The organism is Pseudoxanthomonas wuyuanensis (assembly GCF_900215535.1).
Classification (GTDB): Bacteria; Pseudomonadota; Gammaproteobacteria; order Xanthomonadales; family Xanthomonadaceae; genus Pseudoxanthomonas_A; species Pseudoxanthomonas_A wuyuanensis.
Genome location: NZ_OCND01000006.1, coordinates 300,060 through 325,058, shown reverse-complemented (window position 1 = coordinate 325,058; position 24,999 = coordinate 300,060). Strand labels below are relative to the sequence as shown.

The window sequence follows — 24,999 nt, the reverse complement described above, 5'->3', positions numbered from 1 at the left end:
GCCGAGCCTTGGCGATCGGTCCAGTTTCACGTTCTTGCGCATAAATGGGGTTAAGTCTGAATTTTCCTGGCGAGAAAAAAACCTCTAAATGAGGGGGGGCGCGGTGTCCGAGGGGGGCGAGCTCAGATCGTGACCAGCCCCCCCGGGGTCGGATAGGCAGGATTCACGGTCCTGCGAAGCCACGAGCCATCATCGAGCTGCAGGTCCCAGGTGCCGTCATCGTGGTTGTACCTGGCGCGCTTGATGCGGTCGCGCAAGGCCTCCAGTGTCCGCAGGCCGCGCACCGATCGCTCTCCCGTCTGTCCGGAGTTGAACGGGTCGGCAGACTGGTCACGCCGTGCCAGCGCCTCCATGCTGAAGTTCTGCTGCTGCAGGTACACCGAATCGCCACCAGCCAGCGGCTTCAGCCCGAACCGGCGCCGTGCCTCGTTGGGTGCCTTGATCCCGTTCTTGACCAGGCTGCCCTCGACCTCTGCCTGGCGCTGGGCATCCATGCGCAGGAGCGGCTGCGTATCGAGCTCTACGCCGATGTCGTCGCCCAGGCCCAAGCCATAGTCCAGGCTGTCCTCCATGCTCTCGATACGCGTCTGCAGTGCATCGCTCAGGTACATGAGGTTGAGATCGTCGGCCTTCAGGCCCGCGGGGATTGAGCCGATTCCCACCTTGAACGGGGGAATCCCGAAGGCATGGCAGATCTGCTCATCCGAGTAGCGCAGTTGCTCGACCAATTGCGAGTCGGCCGAGTTGAATGCAAAGGCGGTGAACTTCATGTCCGCACCGATGACGCCCACCTTGCCGCGGTTGTCCCCGGTGAAGTTGGCATCCCAGTATTCCTTGACCGTCTTGGCATCCTCCTCCCGCATGCCTGCCGGGGCGGTGAGGATGCCGCCGGGTTGGGCCCCGTTCGAGAAAAAGGTCGACGCGTTGCGCTGGATCTGGATGTTCTTGGACGCCGCCAGGGTAGCCGCGGCCAACGGAGCGATGCCGATCAGCGGGTGATGCAGCGTCATCTCGCGGTCGTGGATGATCTCCGAGGCCGGCACCATGATCTGTTGGTTCGAGTGGCCGTCCAGGCTGTTGCCGTTGTAGGTCAGGCAGTAGTAGACATCGCCGGTGGGCGTCACCATGGGCTCGACAAACGTCGGGTCGATGATGAACAGCTTGGCCACCACGTTGCGCTCGTCGCGTTCCTTCAGCGCATAGGTGTTCCCGCGCTGCAGCTTCGAGAGGATCCAGTCGGCCCGGAACTGGCCGGGAGTCTGGTAATGGTTGGGCTTGCGCAGCAGCGCGCTGTATGCGGGATTGCGCACCTCCACCCACAACCCGTGGCTGTCCCGCTGCATGAGCCGGAATGGCAGCTTGGCGATGTCGCCGCTGATTCGTGCCAGGCAGGCATAGACCGTCGAATAGCAGGCGACCGTGGCCTGCGTCAGCGGCAGATTGCGCTGCCAGGCGCCGGCGAATGGCTCGTGGATCACGAGCGGATTCCACCCAGCGCGCGGGTTCTGCGTCACCGGGGAGATGGCGAGTTCCTTCTTTCCGAGCCATCCCCGGATGCGATCAGCGATACGCATCGATCACCTTCCCGACCTGCGCCTTCACGTATTCCCCGGTGTACCTCTCCAGATCCAAGCGCTTGCGCACCACCCGCGTCACTTCATAGATCAGACGCGCGCGTCGGGTATCGCTCCAGCCCTCGGTACCGATCTCCAGCGGAACCCAGGCTTCCCGGCCGGCGATGGAGGCCTGCAGGCAGATGAAGCGGTCGTCCTGGATCAGGTAGGCGTCGACCGCGATGTCGGCGGAGCATTCCTCCTCGCGATAGATGGTAGAAATCTGCTCCGACAGGCCCAGCAGTGCCTCCTGATACGGGGTGCCGATCTTGCGTTTCGCATCCATGGTCAGCTCCCCGCGCTCACAACCACCATCTCGGCAGATGGCACGAGATGGAAGGAACGCTCGGCAATCAGGCCCAGGGAGTTCGTCTGCCACAAACTGACCACTTCCGACGGGCTCGTCGGGCTGTCGGCCATGTTCACTGAGGCATGCTCGGCGGAGCGCAACTCGAGGCCACCGTCCCAGGCTGCCATCCGCGATGCTGGCATGACATGGATGTCTTCGATGTCGTCCATCGCGACGATCTCCACGCCGGGGATGAAGCTGCCACCCCGCACGCCCATGCCGCCACGATTCTCGACGCGGGTTGCCAGATCGATCACCGCAGGCCCTGGCGCCGCCACTACGTAGCCAGAGGAAGGGCCTGCCGCCGCAAGACCAGCGCGCAGGTCCTCCAGCGGATCGCCGGTGCCGGCCACGGTCTCCGTGCTGCTGGTGGTCAGCATGGTCAGCACGGCCTGGTTCGTGGCGCGCGTGACGCTGCTCCGAAGTTCGTTCTCGAACAGCGCTCGTCCCTGTGGGCCGGACGAATTCACTAGCTCCTTCGTCATCACAATGATGGCGGCAGTCTTGGTGGCGACATCCTCGTCGACACTGAGCGTCAAGTTCCGCACGACCTTCACGTTGCCCTCGGTGACCACGTTCGCGGTGAATCCGCTGGCGACCAAGGTGCGCGTCAGGTTGATCGGCAGCATTCTGGCGTAGCGCGCCAGTTGGTCCAGCAGCGACTCCTCGGCAACGCTGGCCAAGTATGCGGCAGCCAGTGCGCGGGCATCCTCGCCGACCCAGACACCGCCGATAGTGGAAGCTGCGACTGCCTTCTGCACCAGATCGTTTGGGTGGCTCAGCAGAATCTGGTTCACGGGGCCGTTGGAAGCGCCCAGCATTGCCCAGCCGATCTCGGTGAAGGCTTTCGCCTTGGCCGCGAGGCTGGCGCCGGCAACTGCCACGTCCAGGGCGGTGCGCGCGCGGCTCACTGCGGCAAAACTCATTGCGTCCATCGATGTTCTCCGAGGTTGATGCGGCGACCATAGGCCAACCGCTTAAAATCACTCGTCAGCGTGCGATTTTCTTGAGCCGTTCGATCTGCTCCGGCACTTCGGCCAGATCCGGCACGGCCGGGCAGGTCATCCGCAGGTGATCCAGTAGCGTCGTTGTGGACAGGTACCAGGTCGCAGCCAGAGTTCCGGCGAGACGCCGCTTGTCCAGGCCTTCCGCCTGCCGCAGCGATTCCACTGCGGCCTCGGCCAAGAGACCGGGAATGGCGCCGGCCAGCTCCAACAGTAGCCGCTCGCGCTCGCCGGCCCCTCGCCACTGCAGGACTGCATCGGGGTCGATTAGGACCGCATGGCCACGCCCTCGCCGGCCGCGCGCTGCAACTGGGCAGCCTTCCCGCACCCAGCGCCGCAACGTGCCCGGCGCGATGCCAAGCTGCTGGGCTGCGGTGCCGATTGGGAGGCCTTCGTGCATGCAAGGCGGGCCTACGGACGGCCATCGGGCGCATGAATCCGGCGCTCGCTCCACCGGCCGTGGCCGTGGGTGCGAACGGTGATCTCGGATGGCGGCGGGGGCATGGCATCGGGACCGTCAAGTGCGACCTTCCCGCGCTGGCTATCGCCGCTCAGTACGATCAGCGGCCCGGATTCGAGTAGGCGATCAGCGATGCGCTCACCGACCAGCGCGGCGAAGTTGTTGGGCGTAGCATTCGCCGCGACCAGTGTCGGCAGCGTTTCCCGGTAGCGGTAGTCGACCAGCCCGAACAGTTCCGCGTGGTCGAAGTCGCTGGCGCCCTTCACGCCGAGTTCGTCCAGGGCCAGCAGCGGCGCATCGCGGAGTCGCTCCGCTGCCTCTCTGCGTGGGTCGTCTCGACTGCCGCCGAATCCTGCCTTCACCTCGGCCAGCACGTCAGGCCATACCGCGTACACCGGGCCGCGGAACTCTCGGCAGGCGGCGTTGACGATTGCGGCCAGCGCCAGCGTCTTCCCCAGCCCAGGCGGCCCCAGCAGCACCAGACCCTCGCCAGCATCCAGGCGCTCGCTCAAGGTCTGGCTGTACCGCGCTGCAGCGCTGGCCAGGGTCTTTGCGCCAGGTGAAAGCGGCTGGACATGGGCGGGCGTGGCCGAGCGGTAGCGCGCGGGGATGCCGCTGTCGTTGCGCCACCACGCGTACCGGCGGCGCTCGGCCAGGAACGCGCGCTCCTGCCGCATGGCCTCGGCTTCGCAGGTCGGGCATCGCCAGATCATGGACACGGCGCCAGGTAACTCGCCGTACACCTCGCCGTGACTCTCGCATGTCCAGGTGCGCACGTCGCCGGCAGCTTCGAGCGGGGCGGTCATGCCTCCACCTCGATTCCGAATCGCGCGAGCTGCTCCCGGTTGGCGGCCTCGATCTCATCCTCGGACCTGGTATCCCGCTGGATCTGGCCGGCGCCGTTGCCACTGGCCTTCGTCGATTCGCGGGGATTGAAACTTGACCAGCACGATTCGATGGCCAGCTCGATCACCTTCACCGGGTCATGGCCTTCAGCCCGCAGGGTTGCCAGTCGCCGCAGGGCGAGTTCCTCGGCATGCTCGGTGAACTTCCTGCCAACCGCTTTTCGGTGTTGCTTCCACGTAGCCCAAGCGTCAGCAGGTAACCAGGTCGGCAATGTCATCTGCACTTGTTTCGTGCGCGCGCTCTCACCTGTTACAACCCTGTTCTTCTTTTCTCCTTGTTCGGGTTCCACGTGTGGGACCGGATCGGTCCCGTGTGTGGAACCGGTGCGCAGTCCTGGATGGCACCGGTTGCTGACCTGCGTGGTACGCGTCCCGTGTGTGGAACCGGTGCCATCTGTGGAACCGGTTAGCCAATAGGTCGAATGCGCTCCGATGCGCTTGTCGGTGCGGATCCAGTTGCAGTCTTCCAGGCGCTTCAAGGCGCGAATGACCGTGGTTCTGGGGACGCGACTCTCGGCGACGATGCGCGCGACGGACGGATACGCTTCGCCCGTGTGCTTATCGGCATGCTCGAGAAGCACGCTGAAGGCGGCCAGGTCGGTCTTCATGAGCCGCGGATCGCGCGCTGCAGCGACGAACAGCGCGAGCTTGCCGCTGTAGTTGAAGCTGCCGGCGGTGTTATCCTTCGCCTGCGGCTTGCCCAAGTCCATGTTGTCCTCGACGCCTCGCTGTTTCCGCAGCGGGGCGTCGGCATTTTCAGGTCTCGCCATTCGACGGCGCTCCCCTTTGCTCGTGACGCATGGTTTCTGCAAGTTGCAGCACGGCGCGGCGCGCGCCATCAAGGTTCAACGCCAGTCGTTCGCACCGCTCTGGTGAAGGCGCGTTGTGCAGCTCGATACACTGCGCCCGGAGGCCATCGCCCAGGTCGGGCAATTGTCGACGAAGCTCAGCCGCGCTGGGTCCGTACAGTGGTGCGCGCATGCGGGCTTCGCCGTTCATGCTGCCTTCGGCGCGCTGGCAGCACGTTCGGCGATGATTCGATCAACGTCGGCCTCCGGCCAGTAGTTTCGCCCGTTGATCTGGAGTGGCGGCGTGATAATGCCGGCCTGTTGCCAGCGCCAAAGGGTCATCGCGCTGATGCCGCCAAAGCGGTTTCGGACGACTCGCGCGGGAAGCACGCGACCGGGATCAGGGGTTTTACTCATCTTGCGATTCCGATGCGCCACACCATGCAGCGCTTCGGATATAGAAGTTATTCAATGTTCCGCTACGAGTTGTCCGATAATTTCCCCCGGCTAGCGGGCTGGACTAAACAACTCCGAAAGCCGGCTTCGGCCCTTCGGTGCAGGGATGCCGCACATGACCAGCAGGTCTGCGGCCAGTTCGCGCGCCGGCACGTCCGCCATTCTGGAATTTGTGACAATCGCGGCATGCACGGCTCGCAGGACCGGCCCGATATCCTGTTTCAATTTCGGCCCGCGTCTGCCGCGGACGTATCGCAAGGACTCGATCATATCGACCAGGGCGCCGCGCAGCAGCACAACATCGGCCGGTGATGCGGTCGCATTGCGCGGCGTTGCGTCCCTCATCATCCTTTCAAACAGCGCCACGCGGCCGATTTCGGCACGTTTGAACAGCACCTCGTTCAGCACTCCAGCAACGCGAACCGGCAAGGCTTCGACTTGCGCGCGCAGCGTGTCCACGTCGCGAAAATTCGGCGTGTCCGGAACCTTGATCGCGTGCAGCAGGTCAACCCATTGCGCGGGTTGCGGGTCAGCGTCCTGTCGTTGCAGGTTGAACCGCCAAAGCTCCATTTGACGAGACAACGTGGCGATGATGGGAGCGGGATTGATTTTCGCACTGCGCTCAGCGCCCAACCGTTGGCGCAACAGGTCTGCCGGGACGGTGCCGTTCATCCACGCGCCATGAAACGCGCCGGTCTTCTTCTTCGTCATGCGCGACGCCTTATAGGCACAACCTTGGCGCTGCGCTTCACCTTTTTCGTGGCATCCGCCCGCTGCTGCCTGGATGACGGCTTGCCGTCCAGAATCAGCGCCAACTCTGCATCCCAAATGCGCAATGCCTCGGCGACGTGAGGCCGGTAATCCGCGTGATCGTAGACCGCACGCAGGCCGCCAATGGAGTGATTAAGGACGCGCTCCGCAGTATCCGGCGACACGCCCAAGCACCAGCCCGTCAGGCCCGTACGCACGGTCCGACGCAGATCATGCGGGGTCCAAGGTTCCGTGATCGGATCCAATCCCAGCGCCTTGGCAGCTTCCGAGATGCGCGGCTGGATATGCCTCGGGATTGCTTTGTTCCAGCGGTCAGAATGGATGCCGGCCATCTTCCGGCCATCCAGATCATCTTCGTCGTCAGACGCCCTGCCCGCAGTGAAGAACGGCGAGCGCCTCCCGAAGTCCGGGCAGGCAGCGAGGATGCCACGCGCATGCTCGGCAACGTGCACGTCGATCCGGCTGTCGGACTTGTTCTCCGTCTGCTCCCAATACTCACCAGAGCTGTCGATATCGCTTCGCCGGAAGTTGCCAACTTCTCCGATGCGCTGCCCGGTGCACAGCGCAAATCGCAGGGCGTCGCCGTAGGGGTATCCCGCCAGCAAACACGCTTTCCATAAGATCCGAACCTCATCACGGCTCAGCGTGCGCTTGCGGATCTTCTGCCGGGCCGGGTTCTTGATGTCGGCGGCTGGGTTACTTGGCAGGTCGTAGCGGTCAGTCGCGTAGGCGAACAAAAGGCGGATGACCACGGCGGCACGGTTGGCTGCAGATGGTGACCTGGCCTTCACCCGGTCCAGCGCGCGCTTGATCTGGCCACGAGTCAGGACGCCGATGTCATCGTCGCCGTGGGCCTCGGTGAACTCCGCCAGCGCGCGCTTGTAGTCGGCCTGCGTAGTGGCAGCCAATTCGCCCAGATGCGATTTCTTCCAAGCCTCGGCGACGTTGCGTACCAGGCGCCCTTCATCCCGCTCCCGCGACTCGCGTTTTTCTGCCCGCTCTCGCGCCTGCTCGGCCTTGGGGTGCTTCCCCGCGGCGATGGTCTGCTCAATCTCGCCGACCTTCTCGCGGGCGATTGTGAAACTGGCCTTGCGATCCGGCCTGCCGACCGCCGCCAGTTCGTCATCCGTGCCCAGTCGCAGGCGGGTCAGCTTGCCGTCGATCCGGCGCATGTAGTGCCAAACCGCGTCCCGCGGCCCTACGCGCAGACTCAGGCCAGGCGTGGCGCTGTCGAAGTAGTCGACTCGCTCGGCATGGCGCTTGCTCACGATGGCTTCCAGTCCCTTCGTGGTGACCTTGATTCTTGGCATGCGTCGCTCGTTTGGGTAACAAACTGGGTAACAACGGGGATGTTACCCAGTGTTACCCGGCGATAGCAAGTGTTCCAGTTAGGTCGGAGAATGTGCGGTTATTACAGGGGAAAATTGTGATTGTTAGGGATGCTTAGTTGCTGCATTGCACAGGATTCGTAATGCGTAGGTCGCAGGTTCGACTCCTGTTTCCGGCACCAGACAGACAAAGCCCCGCTCCGGCGGGGTTTTGTCTGTCTGCGTTCAGAACAGGCTGCGGTCGGCGCGGAGGGCAGCGCCGCTATCGGTGGCCCGAGCTGATCGCCACGCCAATGCCCCAGTCCGGGCTGCTGTCGGAGAGGCCATGGCTGAGGTACAGCTGCAGCCTGCCATTGCCGGCACTGGGAAGATTGACGAATCCGACCAGATCGCGGCGCGGTTCCAGGCTGCTGATGGTGGCGCTGCGATGCTCGTACAGGGTGCCGACGCGGGCACGGCCGATGCGCCGGCTGATGCCGAGGTTGCCAGTATCGATGCTGTCGACGTCGATGAACTCCGATGTGCCGAGCCATGTGTGCCCAACGCCGCCGAACAGCAATGTCCCGCCGAAGTCGCGGTGCAGGTCGACGCTGAGACCGTAGTCGTTGGCGCCGGTGCCCAGTGCTTGGTCCTCATCGGCGGTGGCGATTTTGGCGTGGATGCCCAGATCCAGTCCGAGCGCACCGCCGGTAGGCACCGAATAGGCCACACCCAACGTGAGATCGCCCAGACCCGAAGCGGTGCCGTTTTCGGCCTGTCCCTGATCTTCGGGCGGCGCGCCGATGATTCCGCTGCGCCCGCGGCCGAGCGGGTTGAGGTTGTCCACCGCACCCAAGGTCGGCAGCACGTCGGGATCGCCGGAAACGCGGATCCACGGCAGGCTGGCGCGGAAGCTCCAGTTGCCGCGGGTGACGCGAGTGGAGACTGGAATGGAGAGAATTTCGGTGGCGATGTCGCCGCCGTACTTGCCGCTGCTGTAGTCCACACCGACGCCGAAGCTGGTAGCGCCATCGGCTGCTCCGGCCGTGCCGGCGACGGTCAGCGCGGCAATCGTCAACGCCGAACGCATCATGGTCGAACAGATCATCGTGTCGTTTCCTGAGGAACCCATTCTGCGGGAGTCCGGACCATCGGCAGGCGTGGCGCCCGCCGATGGTCGGCTCGTGGTCTTCATTGGATTGCCGCGTATCAGCGGCTGCGAGGTTATGGACGACCCGGACGGCTCAGAAGCGGCAGCCGTTGCGGCAGTTGCGGCGCGCTCAGCCCCGCCGGACGGTCCGGGACCGAACCGCGCAGGCCGGCATCGATGCGCGCGTCCACGCGTGTGTTCACGTTGGCGCCGGCATTGCGGTCCGCACCGGCCCTGACCCCGACCGATGCGGCGGTGCCGGCGCCGACGCTGCCTGCGGCAACCGTGCCGACCCCGGTTTGCCCGGCCAGCGACAGCGTGGCATCCGCGTTGCCCCCGGCCTGCGCCGCGGTGCCAACGCCATGCGCGGTGCTGACCGCGTCGCCAAGACTGACGCCCAGTTCCTGCGCAACCTGGCCCCAGCCCATGCCGTCGCTGCGCAGTTGCAGCACGGTATCCAGGGCGGCATCGGCACTGGTGGCGGCGCCGGATTCGATCGCCGAGCGGGTCAGCGCCAGGGCGTTGTCGATTTCGCCATAGCCCATCGCGGCGCCGTCTTCGGCGTTGCTGCGGAGTCGCTGGATCAGCGCGGTCGCCGCCTCGGTCGAGCCCATCAGATCCGCGTAGCGCGCGGCAAGCTGTTCGGTGGGCGCCGAGGCTTCGGCAAACGCCTCGGCGGCGGCATTGGCGGAGCCATCCGCAGCCACATCCTGCGCCGTCGCGGACAGGGCTGCAGTCAGCAGGCTGGTGGCCAGAACAGTGGGGAGCAGCAGCTTGGTTTTCATCGTTCGTTCTCCTGTGGTTCGCGGGCCATTCCGCGGCACTCACAGGGATTACGAACGCGATGACGGGATTCTTCCCCGGGACTCGACTGACCTCAGCCGGCGTTCAGCGTGTTTCGGCAACCGCTGCCGTCGGCAGTGCATCCAGCAGTCCGTGACCATAGGTGTTGTCGCGCCCTTTGGAGCCCAGATCCACGGCCTGGGCGATCAGCTGCGCGCGTACGCGGATGGCCTCGGCTTCGCCCGGGGCGCCGATCAGCTGCGCGGCCGCCCTGGCCACCAGCGGAGCGGCAAAAGACGTGCCGCGCACCGTATCCCAGTCGCCGTCGGGGCGGGCGACACGCAATTGGCTTCCGCGAGCGGCAAAGTCGACCTGGCGGCCACGGCCGGCTTCGGGCAGAGCACGCTGGCGCTGATCCACCGCGGTCACTCCGATGACTTCGGGATAGGCGGCTGGAAACAATGGCGGCGCCGCGGGACCATCGTTGCCCACGGCGGCGACCAGCACATGCCCGCGAGCGGCCAGCGCCTGGATCGCGCGCTGCAACAGATGGTTATCGGGCCCTACCAGGCTCAGGTTGATCACACCGACGCGCTCGCGTGCCATCCACGCCATGGCCTGGGCGAAGCCGGAGACTGCACCGCCAGTCGGACGGCCGCAATAGATGTCGGCGGAATACAGCGTGCTCCCCGCCGCCGCACCGCCAACCAGCAGCGATGCGACCGCGGTGCCGTGTGCGTCCGGATGCGCTTCGCCTTCGCAGCCCCAGACCTTCATATCGACCCCGGCAAGCGCCGGATGCTGGCCGGATACGCCGCTGTCGATCAATCCGATGCGTACGGCTTTCGACGGCGGTGCCGTGGCCGATGCGGCAGTCGATACCTGCGCGTTGACAGCGGCGGAACCGGAATAGACGTGATTGAAATCGTAACTGCCTGCAGGGTCCAGGCGTCGAAGCTTGCGCAGCGCGGCACGGGTGCCGGTACCGTCCGGACTGCGCAATACCACGATGCGCAGATCCAGCCCATCAAGGCTGCGCTCGTCGATCACCGCAAAGCCGGCGCTGCGTGCGCGTTGCAGCGCCTCGGGCGCCGGGTCGATGGCGATCACCTGGCTGCGCAACACCGGGGCGCCTTTGTTGTCGGTATCGAGTACGTCGCGGTGCAGCCGCAGGCGCTTTTCGATTTCCAGCCGTCGCAGCTGCGTCAAACCTGACGACGCGGTGTCCTGCAATATGCCCTGCGCACGCTGGACCGCCTGCGGCAATGCCTGCCCTGCCGGTGTCTGCAAGGCCGGCAGGGCAGGCATTGCCGCAGGCAAGCGGGCCGCGTTCTGCGCATGGGCGGGTGTCGCGGCGCACGCGATGGCCAGCGCGAAGAGCGGCATCGATGGCTTGAGAACTGGAAACATCGCGGCATCCGGAAACGGCTGACACAGGCATGAAACCGCAGGTAGCATCGATTCTGCCCCTGGGCCGCCAGCCAAGAGCCTACACCCGGAAAAAGCCGGTACGCTGAATGGATTAAATCGCCTGTCCCGGACGTAATACCCGATGAAAGCCGCGGATACCGCCCGTCCCATGCATCAACAACTGTGTGAATTGCTGCCGCGCATGCGGCGATTCGCCCGCAGTCTCACCGGCAATCCGCACGATGCGGACGACCTGGTGCAGACGGCGGTGGAGCGCGCGATTGCGCGCGCTTCGCAATGGCGCGAGGAACTTGGCCTGGATGCATGGGTGTTCGGTATCGTGCGCAACGCGTGGGTCGATGAGGTCCGTTCACGACAACGCCGCGGGCAGGTCTTCGCTGCAGAGGCCGCGGGAGGAAACGTGGGCGAGGCGCCTGCGGTCGATCATGCGCTGACCATGTCGGTGGAAGCTGCGATGGCGCAGTTGCCGGAAAACCAGCGGGAAGCGGTGGCGTTGGTGCTGGTGGAAGGACTGTCCTACAAGGAGGCTGCTGCGGCGCTGCAGGTCCCTATCGGAACCGTGACCAGCCGCCTGGCCCGCGGCCGCGAAGCGTTGCAACGCATGCTGGGAGACAACCTGCAATGAAGCTGTCCGAAGAAATGCTGATGGCCTACGTGGATGGCGAACTCGACGCCGCCGCCAGGGCGAGAGTCGAAGAGGCCATGCGCCTCGATCCCGAAGTGGCGTCGACCGTGGCCAAGGCACGCAGGTTGCGCGAACGCGTCCATCGGGCATATGCGCCGGTGCTTGATGAGCCGGTGCCGGCGAGGCTGCTGGCCGCTGTCGATGGCGGCACCCAGGCGGAAGCCGATGCCACGGATACCGTCGTGCCGCTCCGGGCCCGCCCAAACCAGGCGACGCGCGGCGGGAACTGGCGCTGGCCGCAATGGGCCGCGGTTGCCGCTTCGCTGGCCTTGGGCATCTGGATCGGCCCCTGGCTGCGCGACAGCGGTATGCCATCAATGATGACGCTGTCCATCGGCATTCCGCTGGCTGGCGGCGAATTGGCAAAGACGCTGGATACCCGTGTGGCAGCCGATGGCCCGGCGCAGGGGCGGGTGCAGGTGGGGCTGAGTTTCCGCGCCAGCGATGGACGCTACTGCCGCACCTTCACGCTGGCGCAGCCGCAGCCGATGGCAGGCCTTGCTTGTCGCGACCCTGGCGGTTGGCGTATATCGGCGTTGACCGAGGCAACGCCGGCGCAGGCGGAGCTGCGGCTCGCGTCTACCCCATTGCCGCCGGCCATCCTTGCCGAGGTCGATGCCCGTCTGAAAGGGGAGCCGCTGGATGCCGATGGCGAACGGATGGCGCGCGAGGCGGGGTGGCGGTGATTGTCCGGCGTTGCGGTAGGCTGCGCCGATGTTCCTGGGTGGCTTACAAAAGCGGAATGTCTTTTTCTTCGCTGGGTAGGCCGAGTTTTTCCCGCCGCTCCTTCAGATAAATGGGTATCGGTGTCCGTTCGATACCATGATCGCGCAACCAGTGCTGGCATTTGCGCTGCCAATCGACCATCTCCAGTTTGACCGGCAGCCAGTAGATTTCATCGACGATGGGCATCCGAGTCGGATTGACCGAGCCGGGGGGCGCTGGGGTGGTGCGGGTGACATCAGGCTGCTTCTGCAACAGCCAGTGAACCTTGTCGAAGTTTCCGAATTTGGAATACCAACTGACAACTGTGTTGTAGCTGCCGGTGTCGTACAGGCCTTCATTGATATCGGCGCCGCGCTCGATCAACAACTGCACGTTCTGCCACTGATCGCGCAGGTAGGCAACATGGGTCAGTGCTTCACCATTGGAGTTGTGCGTATTGGGGTCGCCGCCATGGTCCAGCAGCATCGCCAGGTAGCGCGAATCCGGCTCGCCAGCGGCCAGCACCATCGCGTTGTTGCGTTGTTTACCGGTCTTGCGCTGCGCATCGACGCGCCGCGCATTGGGGTCGGCTCCCGCTTCCAGCAGCAGCCGTAGCCCAGTCGGATTCTTGTTGAGAATGGGCCAGGCCACCATCGGCATGGCCTGGTCGGTGAAGATGGTGTTGGGATCGACACCTTCCTGTCGGATCAATCGCTGGATGGTGGCCGCGTCGCTGCGGTCGACCGCCTTGGCCAGTTCCAGCGCCTTGCCTCCAAAATGACGCTCGGCGGTGAAGCGCGGCGCAGCGCTCTCGCTGGAAGGCTGCGCCCAGCACGCGGTGAGGGTAACAAAAAAGCACGCAGCCAAATGCCGAAATATTGAAGGTTGAATGCGCTGTTGTTCCATGACGATCAGAAACTCCCCGAATCAAGGACTCACATCTATCCAAACCGCTTACAGAAGCGGGGCATCCATTTCTTCACCAGGAAGACCGAGTTTTTCACGTTTTTCCTTGAGGTACTGAGGAAGCGGAGGGCGTCCGATGCCTTTGTCCATCGCCCATCGCTGGCATTTCCGTTGCCAGTCGACCATGTGGGGCTGCACCGGGAGCCAGAAGATGCTTTCTAGAATGGGCATGCGGCCGTGGTTCACATGGCCTTCCGGAACTCGCATCTGCAGTGTCGGATCCGCACCCTGCTGGAGCAGCCAATAGACTTTGTCGAAGTTGCCCAATCCGGAATACCAACTCGCGATAGTGTTGTAGTCGTCAGGCGAATAGAGCCCCTCGTTGATATTGGCTCCGTGCTTCACCAATAGTTGCACGTTCTGCCACTGATCCCTCAGGTACGCGACATATGTCAGCATCTCACCATTGGAGTTGTGGGTATTGGGATCGCCGCCATGCTCAAGCAAAATCGCCAGATAGCGCGAGTCGGGTTCGCCAGCAGCCAGCACCATCGCGTTGTTGCGTTGCTGGCCGGAAGTGCGGTTGGGATCTACGCGGCGCGCATTGGGGTCGGCGCCGGCTTCCAACAGCAGCCGCAGTCCGGTCGGGTTCTTGTTGAGAATAGGCCAGGCCACCATCGGCATGGCCTGCTCGGTAAAGATGACGTTGGGGTCAACGCCTTCTTGTTGGATCAATCGCTGGATGGCGGCCGCGTCGTTGCGGTCGACCGCCTTGGCCAATTCCAGCGCCTTGCCTTTGAAATGGCGTTCGGCGGTAAAGCGCGGTGCAGCGCTCTCGCTGGAAGGCTGCGCCCAACAAGCGGTGAGGCTGGCCAGCAACACGCACGCGGCCAAAAGTGGGAGTAGCGAAAATCGCGTCCGTTGCGGGGACATGGGCATGCATTCCAGGGCAATTGTTAAAGTGCGTAGTGGTTCCGTTACGTTGACAACCGCAGGCAACGCTGGCAGGTTGGCGGGCGTTACCGGTCGTGTCAACCCAAGGCAAGGAGCCATGTCATGTCCACGTCCTCCGTCACAGTCGAGCCGGAACTGCCTTCACAGCAACCGCGTTCGCTGGAAGAGAAAGCCCAGCAGATACGACAGCAGCAGGCACTGATCGCCGAGCTGCGCATGCAGTCGGCCGAGGGACCCGAGCCCGAGTTGGCAGCGCAGGCCGATAGGTTGGAACAGCAATACCATGCGCGTGAAATGGCCGGGCTGGCCGACGATGTCTATCGCTCGGCCGCACACGAGCCGCCGCTGCAGATGGGCTGGCTGCGCGCAAGCGAACACCCTGAACTGCTGCGGCAGGCTGGCGTGGGCTGGAGCGATGAACAGATCCGGCAATACCTGCAGCCCGACGATTCCAATTTCCGCGCCGAAATCTATCTGCCGGATCCGGCGGTGTTCGGTCCAGATGCCAAGCCGGTCGTCTGTTACAAGGGTTCCAATGGGCCGGTCATGGCGCGTGACGAACAGGGAAATCCTGTGCTGCGCGAATCGGCGCCCGAAGATTGGCTGAACAATGGCGTGCAAGGCACAGGCCTGGAAAGCGATTACTACAACCGGGCCATGGCGTTGGCGGTTCGTTTCCAGAGAGATCATCCCGGTGGTTTCGAAATCGCCGGTCATTCGCTAGGCGGAGGCTTGGCCTCGGCCGCATCCGCAGTGACCGGTATCCCTGCCACCACCATCAATGCCGCTGGCCTGCACGCGAATACCGCGCAGCGCTTTGCCGAGCGCAACGGTCTGAGCGTGTTCGATACCGCTCAAACGGTCACTGCAATCCAGGTGCAGGGGGAGATACTGACCGATGTGCAGGTCGGTGTCGGGCAGTTGGGAGATTTGCGCCGTATGCAGCTGGGTGCGGTGGCGAATATGGCCGCCGATGTTTCCCGTCTTCCCGGGGCGCGCGAGCGGATGGAAGGGCTGATTGCGCAATCGTTTCCTCATAGCGCACGCGCGCAGCAGGATGCGCTGGGGCTGATCGACTATCTGGCGGAAAATTCCGGCAACCGGATTCTGCGGAACGTGCCGTTGGCGGCAGGCCAGGTTCAGCCGGCTCTGCCAGCCAAGATGCGCGATGCCGATGGCAATCTGGTCGATCGTCCTGCGGAAATGGCGCTTACCGAAGTGGCGCGCGATGGCGGGCCATTGCTGAATGTGCTGACCGGCACGTTGGCGGGGGCCCAGGCAGGCAAGCAGGCCGGGCAGGCGATCGCGGCCGGCGGTCAACTGGGCGAAACCGTCTTGGACAAAATCGGCGATGGCTACCAGTTGTCGGGCCGGATAACCGGCCAGGCCGCTGAACTTGGCGCGCAGACGGTGGGCCGAATTGGCGGATGGCAGTTGCGCCAGGGCGGCGAGGCGGTGGCGCAGGTACGTTTGGGAACCGGCTACCTGGGCGCGGCGATGCCGATGGCGCAATGCGTCGATGCGCAGTGGCGCAATGCCACCACCAATGGGCTGCTGAAAGCGGTCAACCAGTTGCCGTTTGCCGATCGAGTATTCCCGGGAATCGAAGCGCGCATCCAACAGAATGAACGGACGACCGAAGCCTATTGCGAGGATCGGCGCCAGCAGGCGGTGCGGAGCATCCAGGGAGCGCACCAGGATGCCGACGGCATCCGCCGCTTTGCCGAACAAGGATCGCAGGCGATACAGCACTCAGCCAACACCGCTGGCGCCGGGCTGCGCCGGGCCGGCGAACAGGTCGGGCTCAAGGTCGATCTGGCGTTCGATGAAGCCGGGCGCAATATTCGCAACGTTACCGATCGCGCACCGACCGCGCTTGCGGCGGGCGGCGCGGTATTGGGCACCGCGGGCGCTGTACACGCGACCTATCTCAACAACCTGCCGATGAGTGTCAACAACGCCATCAAGACCTATACGGTAGCCAGCCAGGGTGGAGCGGCCGCCTCGGAGGCGACGTTGCGTCATGGAATGACCAGTGCCGCCATTCCCAGCCTGGACGCGCGCACGATGGAACTGGAGCACCAAGCGGTCGAGCGGCTGATGCGCTCACGTTCCGGACAGGAAAGGCTGCAGCGTGTGCCGGCCGAAGAACCTGCGCAGCGGATTCCGGCTGGTACGAGCGGGCGCGCCCCAATGCATCCCATAGAAAGCGGTCTGCTGCTCAACCAACCAGGCCACCCGGACTATCGCCTGTTCCAAGACGCGGCCAGCGGTATCCGTGCACTGGATGCGCGCGCCAACCGGGTATCCGATCTGCGCAGCGATCAGCTCAGCGGCCATCTGGCGGTGGCGGCCAAAACGGAAGGCATGACCGGCATCGATCATGTGGTGATGAGCCAGGACGCAAGCCGCACGTTCGCCGTACAGGGGCGGCTGGAAGACCCCGCGCATCAACGGACCTCGGTGGATACGGTGCAAGGGCTGAATACGCCGCTGGCGCAAAGCACGCAGCGGATGGCGGAAATCAATGGTCAGCAGGCCGAGCAAGCACACAGCCGGGCTGTGGCGCAGCAGCAGGAGCAGGAAACAGCCAGCCGAGGCGCACTGCGCTTCGCCTGATCGGCGAAGCGGGGCAGCCTGGAAGACGGGCAAGAAGGCGTGATCGCGCTGCCGCTACCCTGCGCTCGGCGCCTTACGGGTGCCGGCGACGCTCATCCGGACGTGCGCGTCTCGCACGGCGCGACAGGACACCGCTATCCTGTGCGCATTCGGATTCGACGGAACCCACATGGCGAAGAGCAAGACGGCCTACGTCTGCGGCGAGTGCGGCGCGGACTTCAACAAATGGCAAGGCCAGTGTGGCGAATGCGGAGCCTGGAACTCGCTGTCGGAAATCGTGCTGGAAGCGGCCGGCAGCGCGCCGGCGGCCGCGCGCCGGTCCGGCTGGGCCGGCAAGGCGGATGCGCCGAAAATCACCGCGCTGAAGGATGTACGCCATAGCGAAGAGGCGCGCGTCAGCACCGGCATCGGCGAATTCGATCGTGTGCTGGGCGGCGGTCTGGTGGAAGGTGCGGTGGTGCTGGTCGGCGGCGATCCGGGCATCGGCAAGTCGACGCTGCTGTTGCAGGCCTTGGCGGCGATGTCGGCGAGTTTTCCCGCACTGTACGTGACCGGTGAGGAATCGCTGGCGCAGGTGGCCGGGCGCGCGGTGCGTCTGGGGCTGCCGCTGGACGACTTGAAGGCGCTGGCCGAAACCGGCATCGAAAAGATTCTCGACCATGCCATCGCAGCGCGTCCCAGGCTGATCGTCGCCGACTCGGTGCAAACCCTGTGGACCGAATCGCTGACGGCCGCGCCCGGTTCGGTCAGCCAGGTGCGCGAGAGCGCGGCGCGGCTGGTGCGCTATGCCAAGGAAACCGGAACCGCGGTCTTCCTGGTCGGCCACGTCACCAAGGAAGGCGGCATCGCCGGCCCGCGCGTGCTCGAGCACATGGTCGATGCGGTGCTGTATTTCGAAGGCGAAAGCGGCAGCCGTTTCCGTGTGCTGCGTGCGTTCAAGAACCGCTTCGGCGCGGTCAACGAACTGGGCGTGTTCGCGATGGGCGAGAAGGGCCTGAAGGAAGTGCCCAACCCATCGGCCATCTTCCTGTCCGGCGGTAGCACGCAGCAACCGGGCAGCTGCGTGCTGGTCACCCGCGAAGGCACGCGCCCGCTGATGGTGGAGGTGCAGGCGCTGGTGGATTCCTCGCCGCTGTCCAATCCGCGCCGGGTGGCGGTGGGCCTGGAACAGAACCGCCTGGCCATGCTGCTGGCGGTGCTGCACCGGCACGGCGGCATCGTGGTCGGCGATCAGGACGTATTCGTCAACGTGGTCGGCGGCATCCGGGTGCAGGAAACCGCGGCGGACCTGCCGGTGCTGTTGGCGGTGCTGTCGTCATTGCGCGACAAGCCGCTGGCGGACAAGACCGTGGCGTTTGGCGAGGTCGGCCTGTCCGGCGAAATCCGTCCCGTGCCCAATGGCGAAGAACGCCTGCGCGAAGCGGCTACGCACGGTTTCAAGCGCGCCATCGTCCCCAAGGCCAACGCGCCAAAGACCGGCGCATTCAAAGGCATGGAAGTGATTGCGGTGGAGCGCCTGGCGCAAGCGCTGGAGGCCGTCGACTGAGCTGGTTAAGCGAAGGCGGCGGATTGACCGAGATATTCACTGGTGCCGGCGGACAGGCGGCAGGATGAAAGGCGACCGATGATGCGCTAGCATGGCAATGCGGACCACGCAGGTACCGCATTACAACGCGTCTTATTGCCAAGGAGGCAACTGTGAACGGATTTTGCAGTCTTTTATCGCGTGGCGCGATGCTGGCATGGATGTTCCTGCTGCTGGCGACGTCCATCAACGCGCATGCGCAGTCGGTCAACGAATACCTCTCTGTTCCCGGACCATTGCAGTTTTCCGGTGAGCGTTATCACCTGGTGTGGTCCAGTCATCCTTCGCCGCAGCTGTACAAGCAGGAGTACCTGCAGGCAGGCGATACGCTGGAGCGTTACCGAAGCATGTTGATGCTGGATGTGTCATTCGACGGGCTGGGGCCGGCGGAGAAGGCTATCTTCATGGTCCAGTCGCTGGCCGAGCGCAAGAAAACCGATCCGGTGGTCAATTACGAACTGCTGAGCAGCGAGTCTGGAAACGAACAGATACTCGACTTCCTGCTGTCTGCGCCTGGCGCCGACGGCCAAGACATCCTGGAATGGAACGCCTACCGCTACAGCGCCTATGGCGACGGCGTCCTGCTGCTGGCGATCAGCCGCCGCGCCTATGGCCACGAGGCCATTGTGGATTTCCTGAAGAATCAACTGAAGGATATCCGCGCGCGCGACATTGCCGAGATTGCGGCGATGCGCTTGCCGGAAGTGGTATTGAATCGCACTGACTGACTGCCATGCAGAGGGCGGCCTTCGCGGGTGCCCTCGAGCCTTGCGACTGCAGGCTCATCCACGCTGCAGCACCACTTCATAGACGAACTTGCTGCCGAAGAAGGCCAGCAGCAGCAGCGCCATCGCCGAAAGCGTCCAGCGTACCGCCTTGCCGCCGCGCCAGCCGTAACGCCAGCGGCCGAACAGCAAGGCGCCGAAGGCCAGCCACGACAGCACGCTGAGTACGGTCTTGTGCGTCAGTCCCTGCCGCAGGAAGTCCTCGACGAACAACACGCCGGTCAACAGCGTTGCGGTCAGCAGGATGAAGCCGACGGTGATGGTGCGGAACAGCAGATCTTCCAGCTCGGTCAGCGGCGGCAGCGCGCGCAGCCAGGCATGGAATTCGCGGCGCCGCAGCGCCCGTTCCTGCGCCCATAGCATCAGCGCCAGCAGGGCGGCGATGGCCAGTGTTGCGTAGGCCAGCAGGGCGGTCCAGGCATGCAGTTGCAATCGCCAGTCCAGTCCCGAGGCCGGCAGGTGGCCATTGGCGTGGTAGGTAAACAGCAACGCCGCCGCCAGCGGGAACGCAAACACGCCCAGCGCGGCCATTCGCCCTTGCGCGCCGGCCAGTGCGGTCATTGCGGCCATACCCAGGCTGACCAGCGACAAGGCGGCAAAAAAGTGCATGTCCGGGCCGCCCGGCGTGCGCCATGCCACCAGCAGGTGATAGCCCCCATGCAACAGCAGCGCGCCCAGAGCGGGCCAGAACCATTTCCCCAGCGATTCCAGCTTGTCCTGGGCGACTGCGCGCACCAGCAGGGCGGTGGCGAGCAGGTAAAGCGCAACGGCGATGAGAACGATTGTCATCGGAAGAGTGTCGCACACGGGCCGGTGCTTTTTGCAGTGCGCCCGGCATCCAGGCCGCGTTCCGCCACCGAACCGACCTGGCGCTGCGCTTCGGCTGCGGAGGGGCGGCGTGCTGCCGGGCTATAATCGGCCTCCGTTATGTCTTCCGTCTGCAGCCTGCCATGTTCGAATCCCTGACCCAGCGACTTTCCGGCACCATCGAGCGGCTGCGCGGCCGTGGCCGCCTGAGCGAGGAGAACATCCGCGAGGCCACCCGCGAGGTGCGCATCGCCCTGTTGGAGGCTGACGTGGCGCTGCCGGTGGTGCAGGCGCTGATCGAACGCATCAAGGTGCGCGCGGTGGGCCAGGAAGTGCTGAAGAGCCTGACCCCGGGCCAGGCCCTGATCAAGATCGTCCGCGACGAGTTGACCGCGGTGATGGGCTCGGCCGCCACCGACCTGAACCTCAATGTTCCGGCGCCGGCGGTGATTCTGATGGCCGGCCTGCAGGGCGCCGGCAAGACCACCACGGTCGCCAAGCTGGCCAAGCACCTGAAGGAAAAGCGCAAGAAGAAGGTCATGGTGGTCAGTGCCGACGTCTACCGCCCGGCCGCCATCGAGCAGTTGAAGACGCTGGCCCAGCAGGTCGACGTGCTGTTCTTTCCATCCGACGCCGGGCAGAAGCCCGAGGCCATCGTCCGAGCCGCCATCGACGATGCCAGGAAATCCTTTGCCGACGTGCTGATTGTCGATACCGCCGGCCGCCTGGCGATCGACGAGGCCATGATGGCCGAGATCAAGGCCCTGCACGCGGCGGTCAAGCCGGTCGAAACGCTGTTCGTGGTCGATTCGATGACCGGCCAGGACGCGGCCAACACCGCCAAGGCGTTCAACGAAGCGCTGCCGCTGACCGGTGTAGTGCTGACCAAGACCGACGGCGATGCCCGCGGCGGCGCGGCGCTGAGCGTGCGTTACATCACCGGCAAGCCGATCAAGTTCATCGGCGTCGGCGAAAAGCCCGACGGCCTGGACGTATTCCATCCCGAGCGCGTGGCCAACCGCATTCTCGACATGGGCGACGTGCTGTCGCTGGTGGAGCAGGTCGAACAGAACGTCGATCAGGAAAAGGCCGCCAAGCTGGCCGCCAAGGTCGCCAAGGGCAAGAAGTTCGATCTGAACGACATGAAGGATCAGCTGGAACAGATGCAGAACATGGGCGGCCTGAGCGGGCTGATGGACAAGCTGCCCGGCATGGGCCAGATCCCCGAGCATGTGAAGCAGCAGGTGCAGCAGGGCAAGGAAGTGCCGCGGATGGTTGCCATCATCAATTCGATGACCAAGAAGGAGCGCCGCAATCCGGCGTTGCTCAACGGCTCGCGCCGCGCCCGCATCGCCCGCGGTTCCGGCACCACCCCGGCCGACGTCAACAAGCTGATGAAGCAGTACCAGCAGATGGAAAAAATGATGGGCAAGCTGGCCGGCGGCGGCATGAAGGGCCTGATGCGCGGCATGAAAGGCATGATGGGCGCACGCGGTGGCATGCCGTTCCGCTGAGCATAGCCTTCCCGTAGGAGCGACGTCAGTCGCGATGCTTTCTTTCGTCTCCCAGTTGAAGCCGCATCGCGACTGACGTCGCTCCTACCATAGGGGATGGAGAACATGTCCAGCGCATTTCTCAACGGCCAAGCGGCCAGCGCCGACGATCTGCGCGCGCTGGCGCTGACCAACTACGGCCATTTCAGCTCGATGCAGGTGCGTGGCCGCGCGGTGCAGGGGCTGGATCTGCATCTGCGCCGGTTGCAGAACGCCACCCGCGAGCTGTTCGATGCCGAACTGGCGGCCGGGCGCATCCTGGCCGAACTGCGCAACGCGCTGGAAGCCGGCGGCGCCGAAGACTGTTCGCTGCGGCTCACCGTATTCGCCCGCGGTTTCGATTACCGCCATCCGGATGGTTCTTTCGTCCCGGACCTGCTGGTTTCGCTGTCGCCGCCGGCACCGTCCGCCAAGCCGCCGCTGAAGGCGAAGTCGTACCCGTTTGTCCGCCCGCTGCCGCACATCAAGCATGTAGGGACCTTTCCGCTGTTCCATTACCGCCGGCTGGCGCTGCGGGACGGTTTCGACGATGCGCTGTTCGTCGCCGCCGACGGGAGCATTGCCGAAGGCTCGATCTGGAACATCGGCTTCTGGGATGGCGAGCGGGTGGTCTGGCCACAGGCCCCGGCGTTGCGCGGGGTGACCGAACAATTGCTGCAGGCCGGGCTGGAGCAGCTTGGGGTCGCCCAGCTGCGACGGCCGGTCGGCCTGGCCGAGGCGGGGGGCTTCCGGGCCGCCTTCGCCGCCAACGCCAGTGGCGTACAGCCGGTGCTGGGTATCGACGGCCTGGCCCTGGCCCAGGACCAGGCGCTGATGGAGCGGTTGGCGGCGGCTCTGGCGCAGCAACCCTGGCAGCCGGTTTAGGCCGCCGCCGCTGTAGGAGCGATGGCTCTCAACAGCCAAATGGCTGGTCAAGCCGCGACGGCTTCCCGGTGAAGCCCCATCGCGACTCACGTCGCTCCCACGGGCCGGTGCCGCCTGGGTTTCCTTCAAGCTTTCAATGGCTTACAATTGTCGGCTTACCGCGCCATTCTGGCGACTGGGCAACACTGGAAAACAACGCAATGGTCAAGATTCGCCTTACCCGTGGCGGCGCCAAGAAGCGCCCGTTCTACCACATCATCGTCACCGACGTGCGCAGCGCGCGCGACGGCCGCAACATCGAGCGTGTGGGCTACTACAACCCGGTCGCCGCCGGTAACGAAAAGCGCGTCGAGCTGGACATCGCCCGCGTCGACCATTGGGTCGGCCATGGCGCCCAGATGACCGAGAAGGTCCGCAGCCTGTACAAGGAAGCGGCCAAGGTCAAGGCCGCGGCCTGATCGCGGCGGCCGCGCCCGAACGCGCGGCCACAGCCCTTTCATGGATACCCAGCGCCCCCCGGACCAGCGGAAAACCATTCTGCTGGGGCGGATAGTGGGCGCTTTTGGCGTGCGCGGCCAGATCAAGATCGAGTCGTGGACCGAGCCGCGCGAGGCGATTTTCCGCTACCAGCCGTGGATCCTGCGCAATGCCGCCGGTGTTGAACGCGAGTTCGCCGGCGCCCGCGGCAAGCCCTCCGGCAAGCATCTGGTGGCGACATTCCCGGGCGTGGAGGATCGCGATGCGGTCGAGGCACTGCGCGGGACCGAGATCCTGGTGCCGCGTTCGGCGCTGCCGCCGCCCAGGCCGGGCGAGTTCTACTGGGTGGACTTGGAAGGCCTGCGCGTGGTCAATGCCGAAGGCGTCGATTTCGGCCGGGTATCGCACCTGTTTTCGACCGGCGCCAACGATGTGCTGGTGGCCAGCGGCGAACGCGAACGGCTGATTCCGTTCGTCGAACCCGATTTCGTCAAGTCGGTGGATTTCGACGCCGGCGTCGTCACCGTGGACTGGGATCCGGAGTTCTAGAAGCGAGTGAAGAGGAGTGAGAAACGCGTGTCGCGGACGCACGCGTCCGCTCCCGTGCTTTTGCCTTACGCTTTCCCTCGTTCCTCACTCCTCATTTTCGTTTCCCATCCCTTGCCCCATGCGCATCGATATCGTCAGCCTGTTTCCCGAGTTCATTGCGCAATGCGCGGGCGTTGGCGTGGTCGGGCGCGCGCAGGAGCGCGGCCTGCTGAGCACGCACGGCTGGAACCCCCGCGACTACGCCGCAGGCGGCTACCGGCGGGTGGACGACCGCCCGTTCGGCGGCGGGCCCGGCATGGTGATGATGATCGAGCCGCTGCAGGCCTGCCTGTCGGCGGCGCGTGCGGCCGATGAAGCGCCGGCGCCGGTCATCTACCTGAGTCCGCAGGGGCGGCCGTTGACCCAGGCCAAAGTGCGGGAACTGGCGGCGCTGCCGCGGCTGATCCTGCTGTGCGGCCGTTACGAAGGCGTCGACGAGCGCTTGCTGGCCGCCGAGGTCGACGAGGAAATCTCCATCGGCGACTACGTGCTGTCCGGCGGCGAACTGGCTGCGGCCGTGGTCATCGACGCGGTGGCACGGTTGCAGGAGGGCGCCCTGAACGACGCCGAATCAGCCGTTCAGGACAGCTTCGAAGGCGATGGCCTGCTGGACTGCCCGCATTACACCCATCCGGCCAGCCACGCGCTGGGCGAGGTGCCGGCGGTGCTGCGTTCAGGCGATCATGCCGCCATCGCCCGCTGGCGCCGCCAGCAGGCGCTGGGCCGGACCTGGCTGCGGCGCCCGGACCTGCTGGACGAGGCGGCCCTGTCCAAGGCCGACCGGGCTCTGCTGGAGGAGTTCCGGCAGCAATGGCGGCACGCCACGCTAGCCAGCGGCGATAAAAATCAGTAAGATACCCGGCTCCCAGGCCTATGGCCGGGGTACCCCATAACAATATCGTGCAGCGCAATCCGGCGACTGCATCAGTTTCTGTTGTCGAACGACACACCCACGCCCATACATACGGTGCCACCATGAGCAGTCTCAACAAATCCATCGTCGCGGAATTCGAAGCCGCCCAGATCCAGCGCGAACTGCCTGCGTTCGGCCCTGGCGACACCGTCGTCGTCAACGTCAAGGTCAAGGAAGGCAACCGCGAGCGCGTGCAGGCGTATGAAGGCGTGGTCATCGGCAAGAAGAATGCCGGCCTCAACTCGGCCTTCACCGTGCGCAAGATTTCGCACGGCTACGGCGTTGAGCGCGTGTTCCAGACCCACAGCGCCACCATCGATTCGGTCGAAGTGAAGCGCCGCGGCAAGGTCCGCGCCGGCAAGCTGTACTACCTGCGCGATCTGGAAGGCAAGGCCGCCCGCATCAAGGAAGACCTGGCCGCCAATGCCGCTGCCAAGAAGGCGCGTCTGGCCGCTGCCGCCGCCGCCGAATAATTCCGGCGCATCCGCAGCATCGCAACGGCCGCCTTCGGGCGGCCGTTTGCGTTTGCGCCAGCGCCGCG

27 protein-coding genes are annotated in these 24,999 nt (G+C 64.9%); 11 read left to right on the top strand and 16 right to left on the bottom strand.

Annotated features, from left to right (window positions below; genetic code table 11):
- Positions 1–122: 122 nt before the first annotated feature.
- The 13 genes from CRO39_RS14000 to CRO39_RS21225 form a co-directional block, all read right to left on the bottom strand.
- Positions 123–1,574 (bottom strand): phage portal protein, encoded by a 1,452-nt coding sequence (locus CRO39_RS14000; protein WP_097122559.1) that lies wholly within the window; start codon positions 1,572–1,574, stop codon positions 123–125.
- Positions 1,561–1,899 (bottom strand): hypothetical protein, encoded by a 339-nt coding sequence (locus CRO39_RS13995; protein WP_097122558.1) that lies wholly within the window; start codon positions 1,897–1,899, stop codon positions 1,561–1,563. The genes CRO39_RS14000 and CRO39_RS13995 overlap by 14 nt, the downstream gene beginning before the upstream one ends.
- A 2-nt stretch (positions 1,900–1,901) precedes the next feature.
- A complete protein-coding gene (locus CRO39_RS13990) occupies positions 1,902–2,897 on the bottom strand; it encodes a hypothetical protein (protein WP_141400806.1) in 996 nt (331 codons plus the stop codon).
- 55 nt (positions 2,898–2,952) lie between these two features.
- On the bottom strand, positions 2,953–3,366 hold the full coding sequence (locus tag CRO39_RS20560; protein ID WP_141400805.1) for a terminase small subunit: 414 nt from the start codon (positions 3,364–3,366) through the stop codon (positions 2,953–2,955).
- A gap of 11 nt (positions 3,367–3,377) precedes the next feature.
- Complete coding sequence (locus CRO39_RS13980; protein ID WP_097122555.1) at positions 3,378–4,232, bottom strand: ATP-binding protein; 855 nt, start codon at positions 4,230–4,232, stop codon at positions 3,378–3,380.
- Entirely contained in the window at positions 4,229–5,101 is an 873-nt protein-coding gene (locus CRO39_RS13975) for a helix-turn-helix domain-containing protein (protein WP_162125698.1), read from the bottom strand. Before CRO39_RS13975 ends, CRO39_RS13980 begins: the two co-directional genes overlap by 4 nt.
- Positions 5,088–5,330, bottom strand: a complete 243-nt coding sequence (locus CRO39_RS20970; RefSeq protein WP_162125699.1) for a hypothetical protein — start codon at positions 5,328–5,330, stop codon at positions 5,088–5,090. The genes CRO39_RS13975 and CRO39_RS20970 overlap by 14 nt, the downstream gene beginning before the upstream one ends.
- On the bottom strand, positions 5,327–5,536 hold the full coding sequence (locus CRO39_RS20555) for a helix-turn-helix transcriptional regulator (protein WP_141400804.1): 210 nt from the start codon (positions 5,534–5,536) through the stop codon (positions 5,327–5,329). Before CRO39_RS20555 ends, CRO39_RS20970 begins: the two co-directional genes overlap by 4 nt.
- Before the next feature lie 90 nt (positions 5,537–5,626).
- Entirely contained in the window at positions 5,627–6,286 is a 660-nt protein-coding gene (locus CRO39_RS13970; protein ID WP_141400803.1) for a hypothetical protein, read from the bottom strand.
- Entirely contained in the window at positions 6,283–7,656 is a 1,374-nt protein-coding gene (locus CRO39_RS13965; RefSeq protein ID WP_097122552.1) for a tyrosine-type recombinase/integrase, read from the bottom strand. The genes CRO39_RS13970 and CRO39_RS13965 overlap by 4 nt, the downstream gene beginning before the upstream one ends.
- 280 nt (positions 7,657–7,936) lie before the next feature.
- On the bottom strand, positions 7,937–8,761 hold the full coding sequence (locus tag CRO39_RS13960; RefSeq protein ID WP_097122551.1) for a hypothetical protein: 825 nt from the start codon (positions 8,759–8,761) through the stop codon (positions 7,937–7,939).
- 116 nt (positions 8,762–8,877) lie between these two features.
- Positions 8,878–9,588, bottom strand: a complete 711-nt coding sequence (locus CRO39_RS13955) for a hypothetical protein (RefSeq protein ID WP_097122550.1) — start codon at positions 9,586–9,588, stop codon at positions 8,878–8,880.
- 103 nt (positions 9,589–9,691) lie between these two features.
- Complete coding sequence (locus tag CRO39_RS21225; RefSeq protein WP_238394547.1) at positions 9,692–10,996, bottom strand: S8 family serine peptidase; 1,305 nt, start codon at positions 10,994–10,996, stop codon at positions 9,692–9,694.
- A gap of 142 nt (positions 10,997–11,138) precedes the next feature.
- On the opposite strand from CRO39_RS21225, the gene CRO39_RS13945 reads away from it, so the two are divergent.
- Positions 11,139–11,642 (top strand): RNA polymerase sigma factor, encoded by a 504-nt coding sequence (locus CRO39_RS13945; RefSeq protein ID WP_097122549.1) that lies wholly within the window; start codon positions 11,139–11,141, stop codon positions 11,640–11,642.
- Positions 11,639–12,388, top strand: coding sequence for an anti-sigma factor family protein (locus tag CRO39_RS13940; RefSeq protein WP_097122548.1), 750 nt, complete (start codon positions 11,639–11,641; stop codon positions 12,386–12,388). The genes CRO39_RS13945 and CRO39_RS13940 overlap by 4 nt, the downstream gene beginning before the upstream one ends.
- A 43-nt stretch (positions 12,389–12,431) precedes the next feature.
- On the opposite strand, the gene CRO39_RS13935 is transcribed toward CRO39_RS13940, so the two are convergent.
- Positions 12,432–13,313, bottom strand: coding sequence for an ankyrin repeat domain-containing protein (locus CRO39_RS13935; RefSeq protein WP_176520208.1), 882 nt, complete (start codon positions 13,311–13,313; stop codon positions 12,432–12,434).
- A gap of 48 nt (positions 13,314–13,361) precedes the next feature.
- The gene (locus tag CRO39_RS13930; protein WP_097122594.1) at positions 13,362–14,195 is read right to left on the bottom strand and encodes an ankyrin repeat domain-containing protein; all 834 of its coding nucleotides are present in this window, start codon (positions 14,193–14,195) and stop codon (positions 13,362–13,364) included.
- Positions 14,196–14,369: 174 nt separating this feature from the next.
- Between CRO39_RS13930 and CRO39_RS13925 the strand changes: the two genes are divergently transcribed.
- The 3 genes from CRO39_RS13925 (at position 14,370) to CRO39_RS13915 (ending at position 19,199) form a co-directional block, all read left to right on the top strand.
- Positions 14,370–16,886: a Tle-like phospholipase domain-containing protein gene (locus CRO39_RS13925; protein WP_097122547.1), complete on the top strand. Its 2,517-nt coding sequence runs from the start codon at positions 14,370–14,372 to the stop codon at positions 16,884–16,886.
- Between the two features lie 169 nt (positions 16,887–17,055).
- Positions 17,056–18,432 carry a DNA repair protein RadA gene (gene radA / locus CRO39_RS13920; protein ID WP_097122546.1) on the top strand — a complete coding sequence of 459 codons (1,377 nt, stop codon included), beginning with the start codon at positions 17,056–17,058 and terminating at the stop codon, positions 18,430–18,432.
- A gap of 152 nt (positions 18,433–18,584) precedes the next feature.
- The gene (locus CRO39_RS13915; RefSeq protein ID WP_141400802.1) at positions 18,585–19,199 is read left to right on the top strand and encodes a hypothetical protein; all 615 of its coding nucleotides are present in this window, start codon (positions 18,585–18,587) and stop codon (positions 19,197–19,199) included.
- 54 nt (positions 19,200–19,253) lie between these two features.
- Here the strand turns inward: CRO39_RS13915 and CRO39_RS13910 are convergent, their stop codons facing one another.
- The gene (locus tag CRO39_RS13910; protein ID WP_097122544.1) at positions 19,254–20,045 is read right to left on the bottom strand and encodes a cytochrome C assembly family protein; all 792 of its coding nucleotides are present in this window, start codon (positions 20,043–20,045) and stop codon (positions 19,254–19,256) included.
- 161 nt (positions 20,046–20,206) lie between these two features.
- On the opposite strand from CRO39_RS13910, the gene ffh reads away from it, so the two are divergent.
- The 6 genes from ffh to rplS all read left to right on the top strand — a co-directional run bounded on the left by ffh (position 20,207) and on the right by rplS (position 24,931).
- Positions 20,207–21,577 carry a signal recognition particle protein gene (gene ffh, locus CRO39_RS13905; RefSeq protein WP_097122543.1) on the top strand — a complete coding sequence of 457 codons (1,371 nt, stop codon included), beginning with the start codon at positions 20,207–20,209 and terminating at the stop codon, positions 21,575–21,577.
- Between the two features lie 105 nt (positions 21,578–21,682).
- Positions 21,683–22,480, top strand: a complete 798-nt coding sequence (locus tag CRO39_RS13900) for an aminotransferase class IV family protein (protein WP_097122593.1) — start codon at positions 21,683–21,685, stop codon at positions 22,478–22,480.
- A gap of 200 nt (positions 22,481–22,680) precedes the next feature.
- Positions 22,681–22,938, top strand: coding sequence for a 30S ribosomal protein S16 (rpsP, locus tag CRO39_RS13895; RefSeq protein WP_097122542.1), 258 nt, complete (start codon positions 22,681–22,683; stop codon positions 22,936–22,938).
- 40 nt (positions 22,939–22,978) lie between these two features.
- Complete coding sequence (rimM, locus tag CRO39_RS13890; RefSeq protein ID WP_097122541.1) at positions 22,979–23,506, top strand: ribosome maturation factor RimM; 528 nt, start codon at positions 22,979–22,981, stop codon at positions 23,504–23,506.
- 118 nt (positions 23,507–23,624) lie between these two features.
- Complete coding sequence (gene trmD, locus CRO39_RS13885; RefSeq protein WP_097122540.1) at positions 23,625–24,398, top strand: tRNA (guanosine(37)-N1)-methyltransferase TrmD; 774 nt, start codon at positions 23,625–23,627, stop codon at positions 24,396–24,398.
- A gap of 122 nt (positions 24,399–24,520) precedes the next feature.
- Positions 24,521–24,931: a 50S ribosomal protein L19 gene (gene rplS, locus CRO39_RS13880; RefSeq protein WP_097122539.1), complete on the top strand. Its 411-nt coding sequence runs from the start codon at positions 24,521–24,523 to the stop codon at positions 24,929–24,931.
- Positions 24,932–24,999 lie beyond the last annotated feature (68 nt).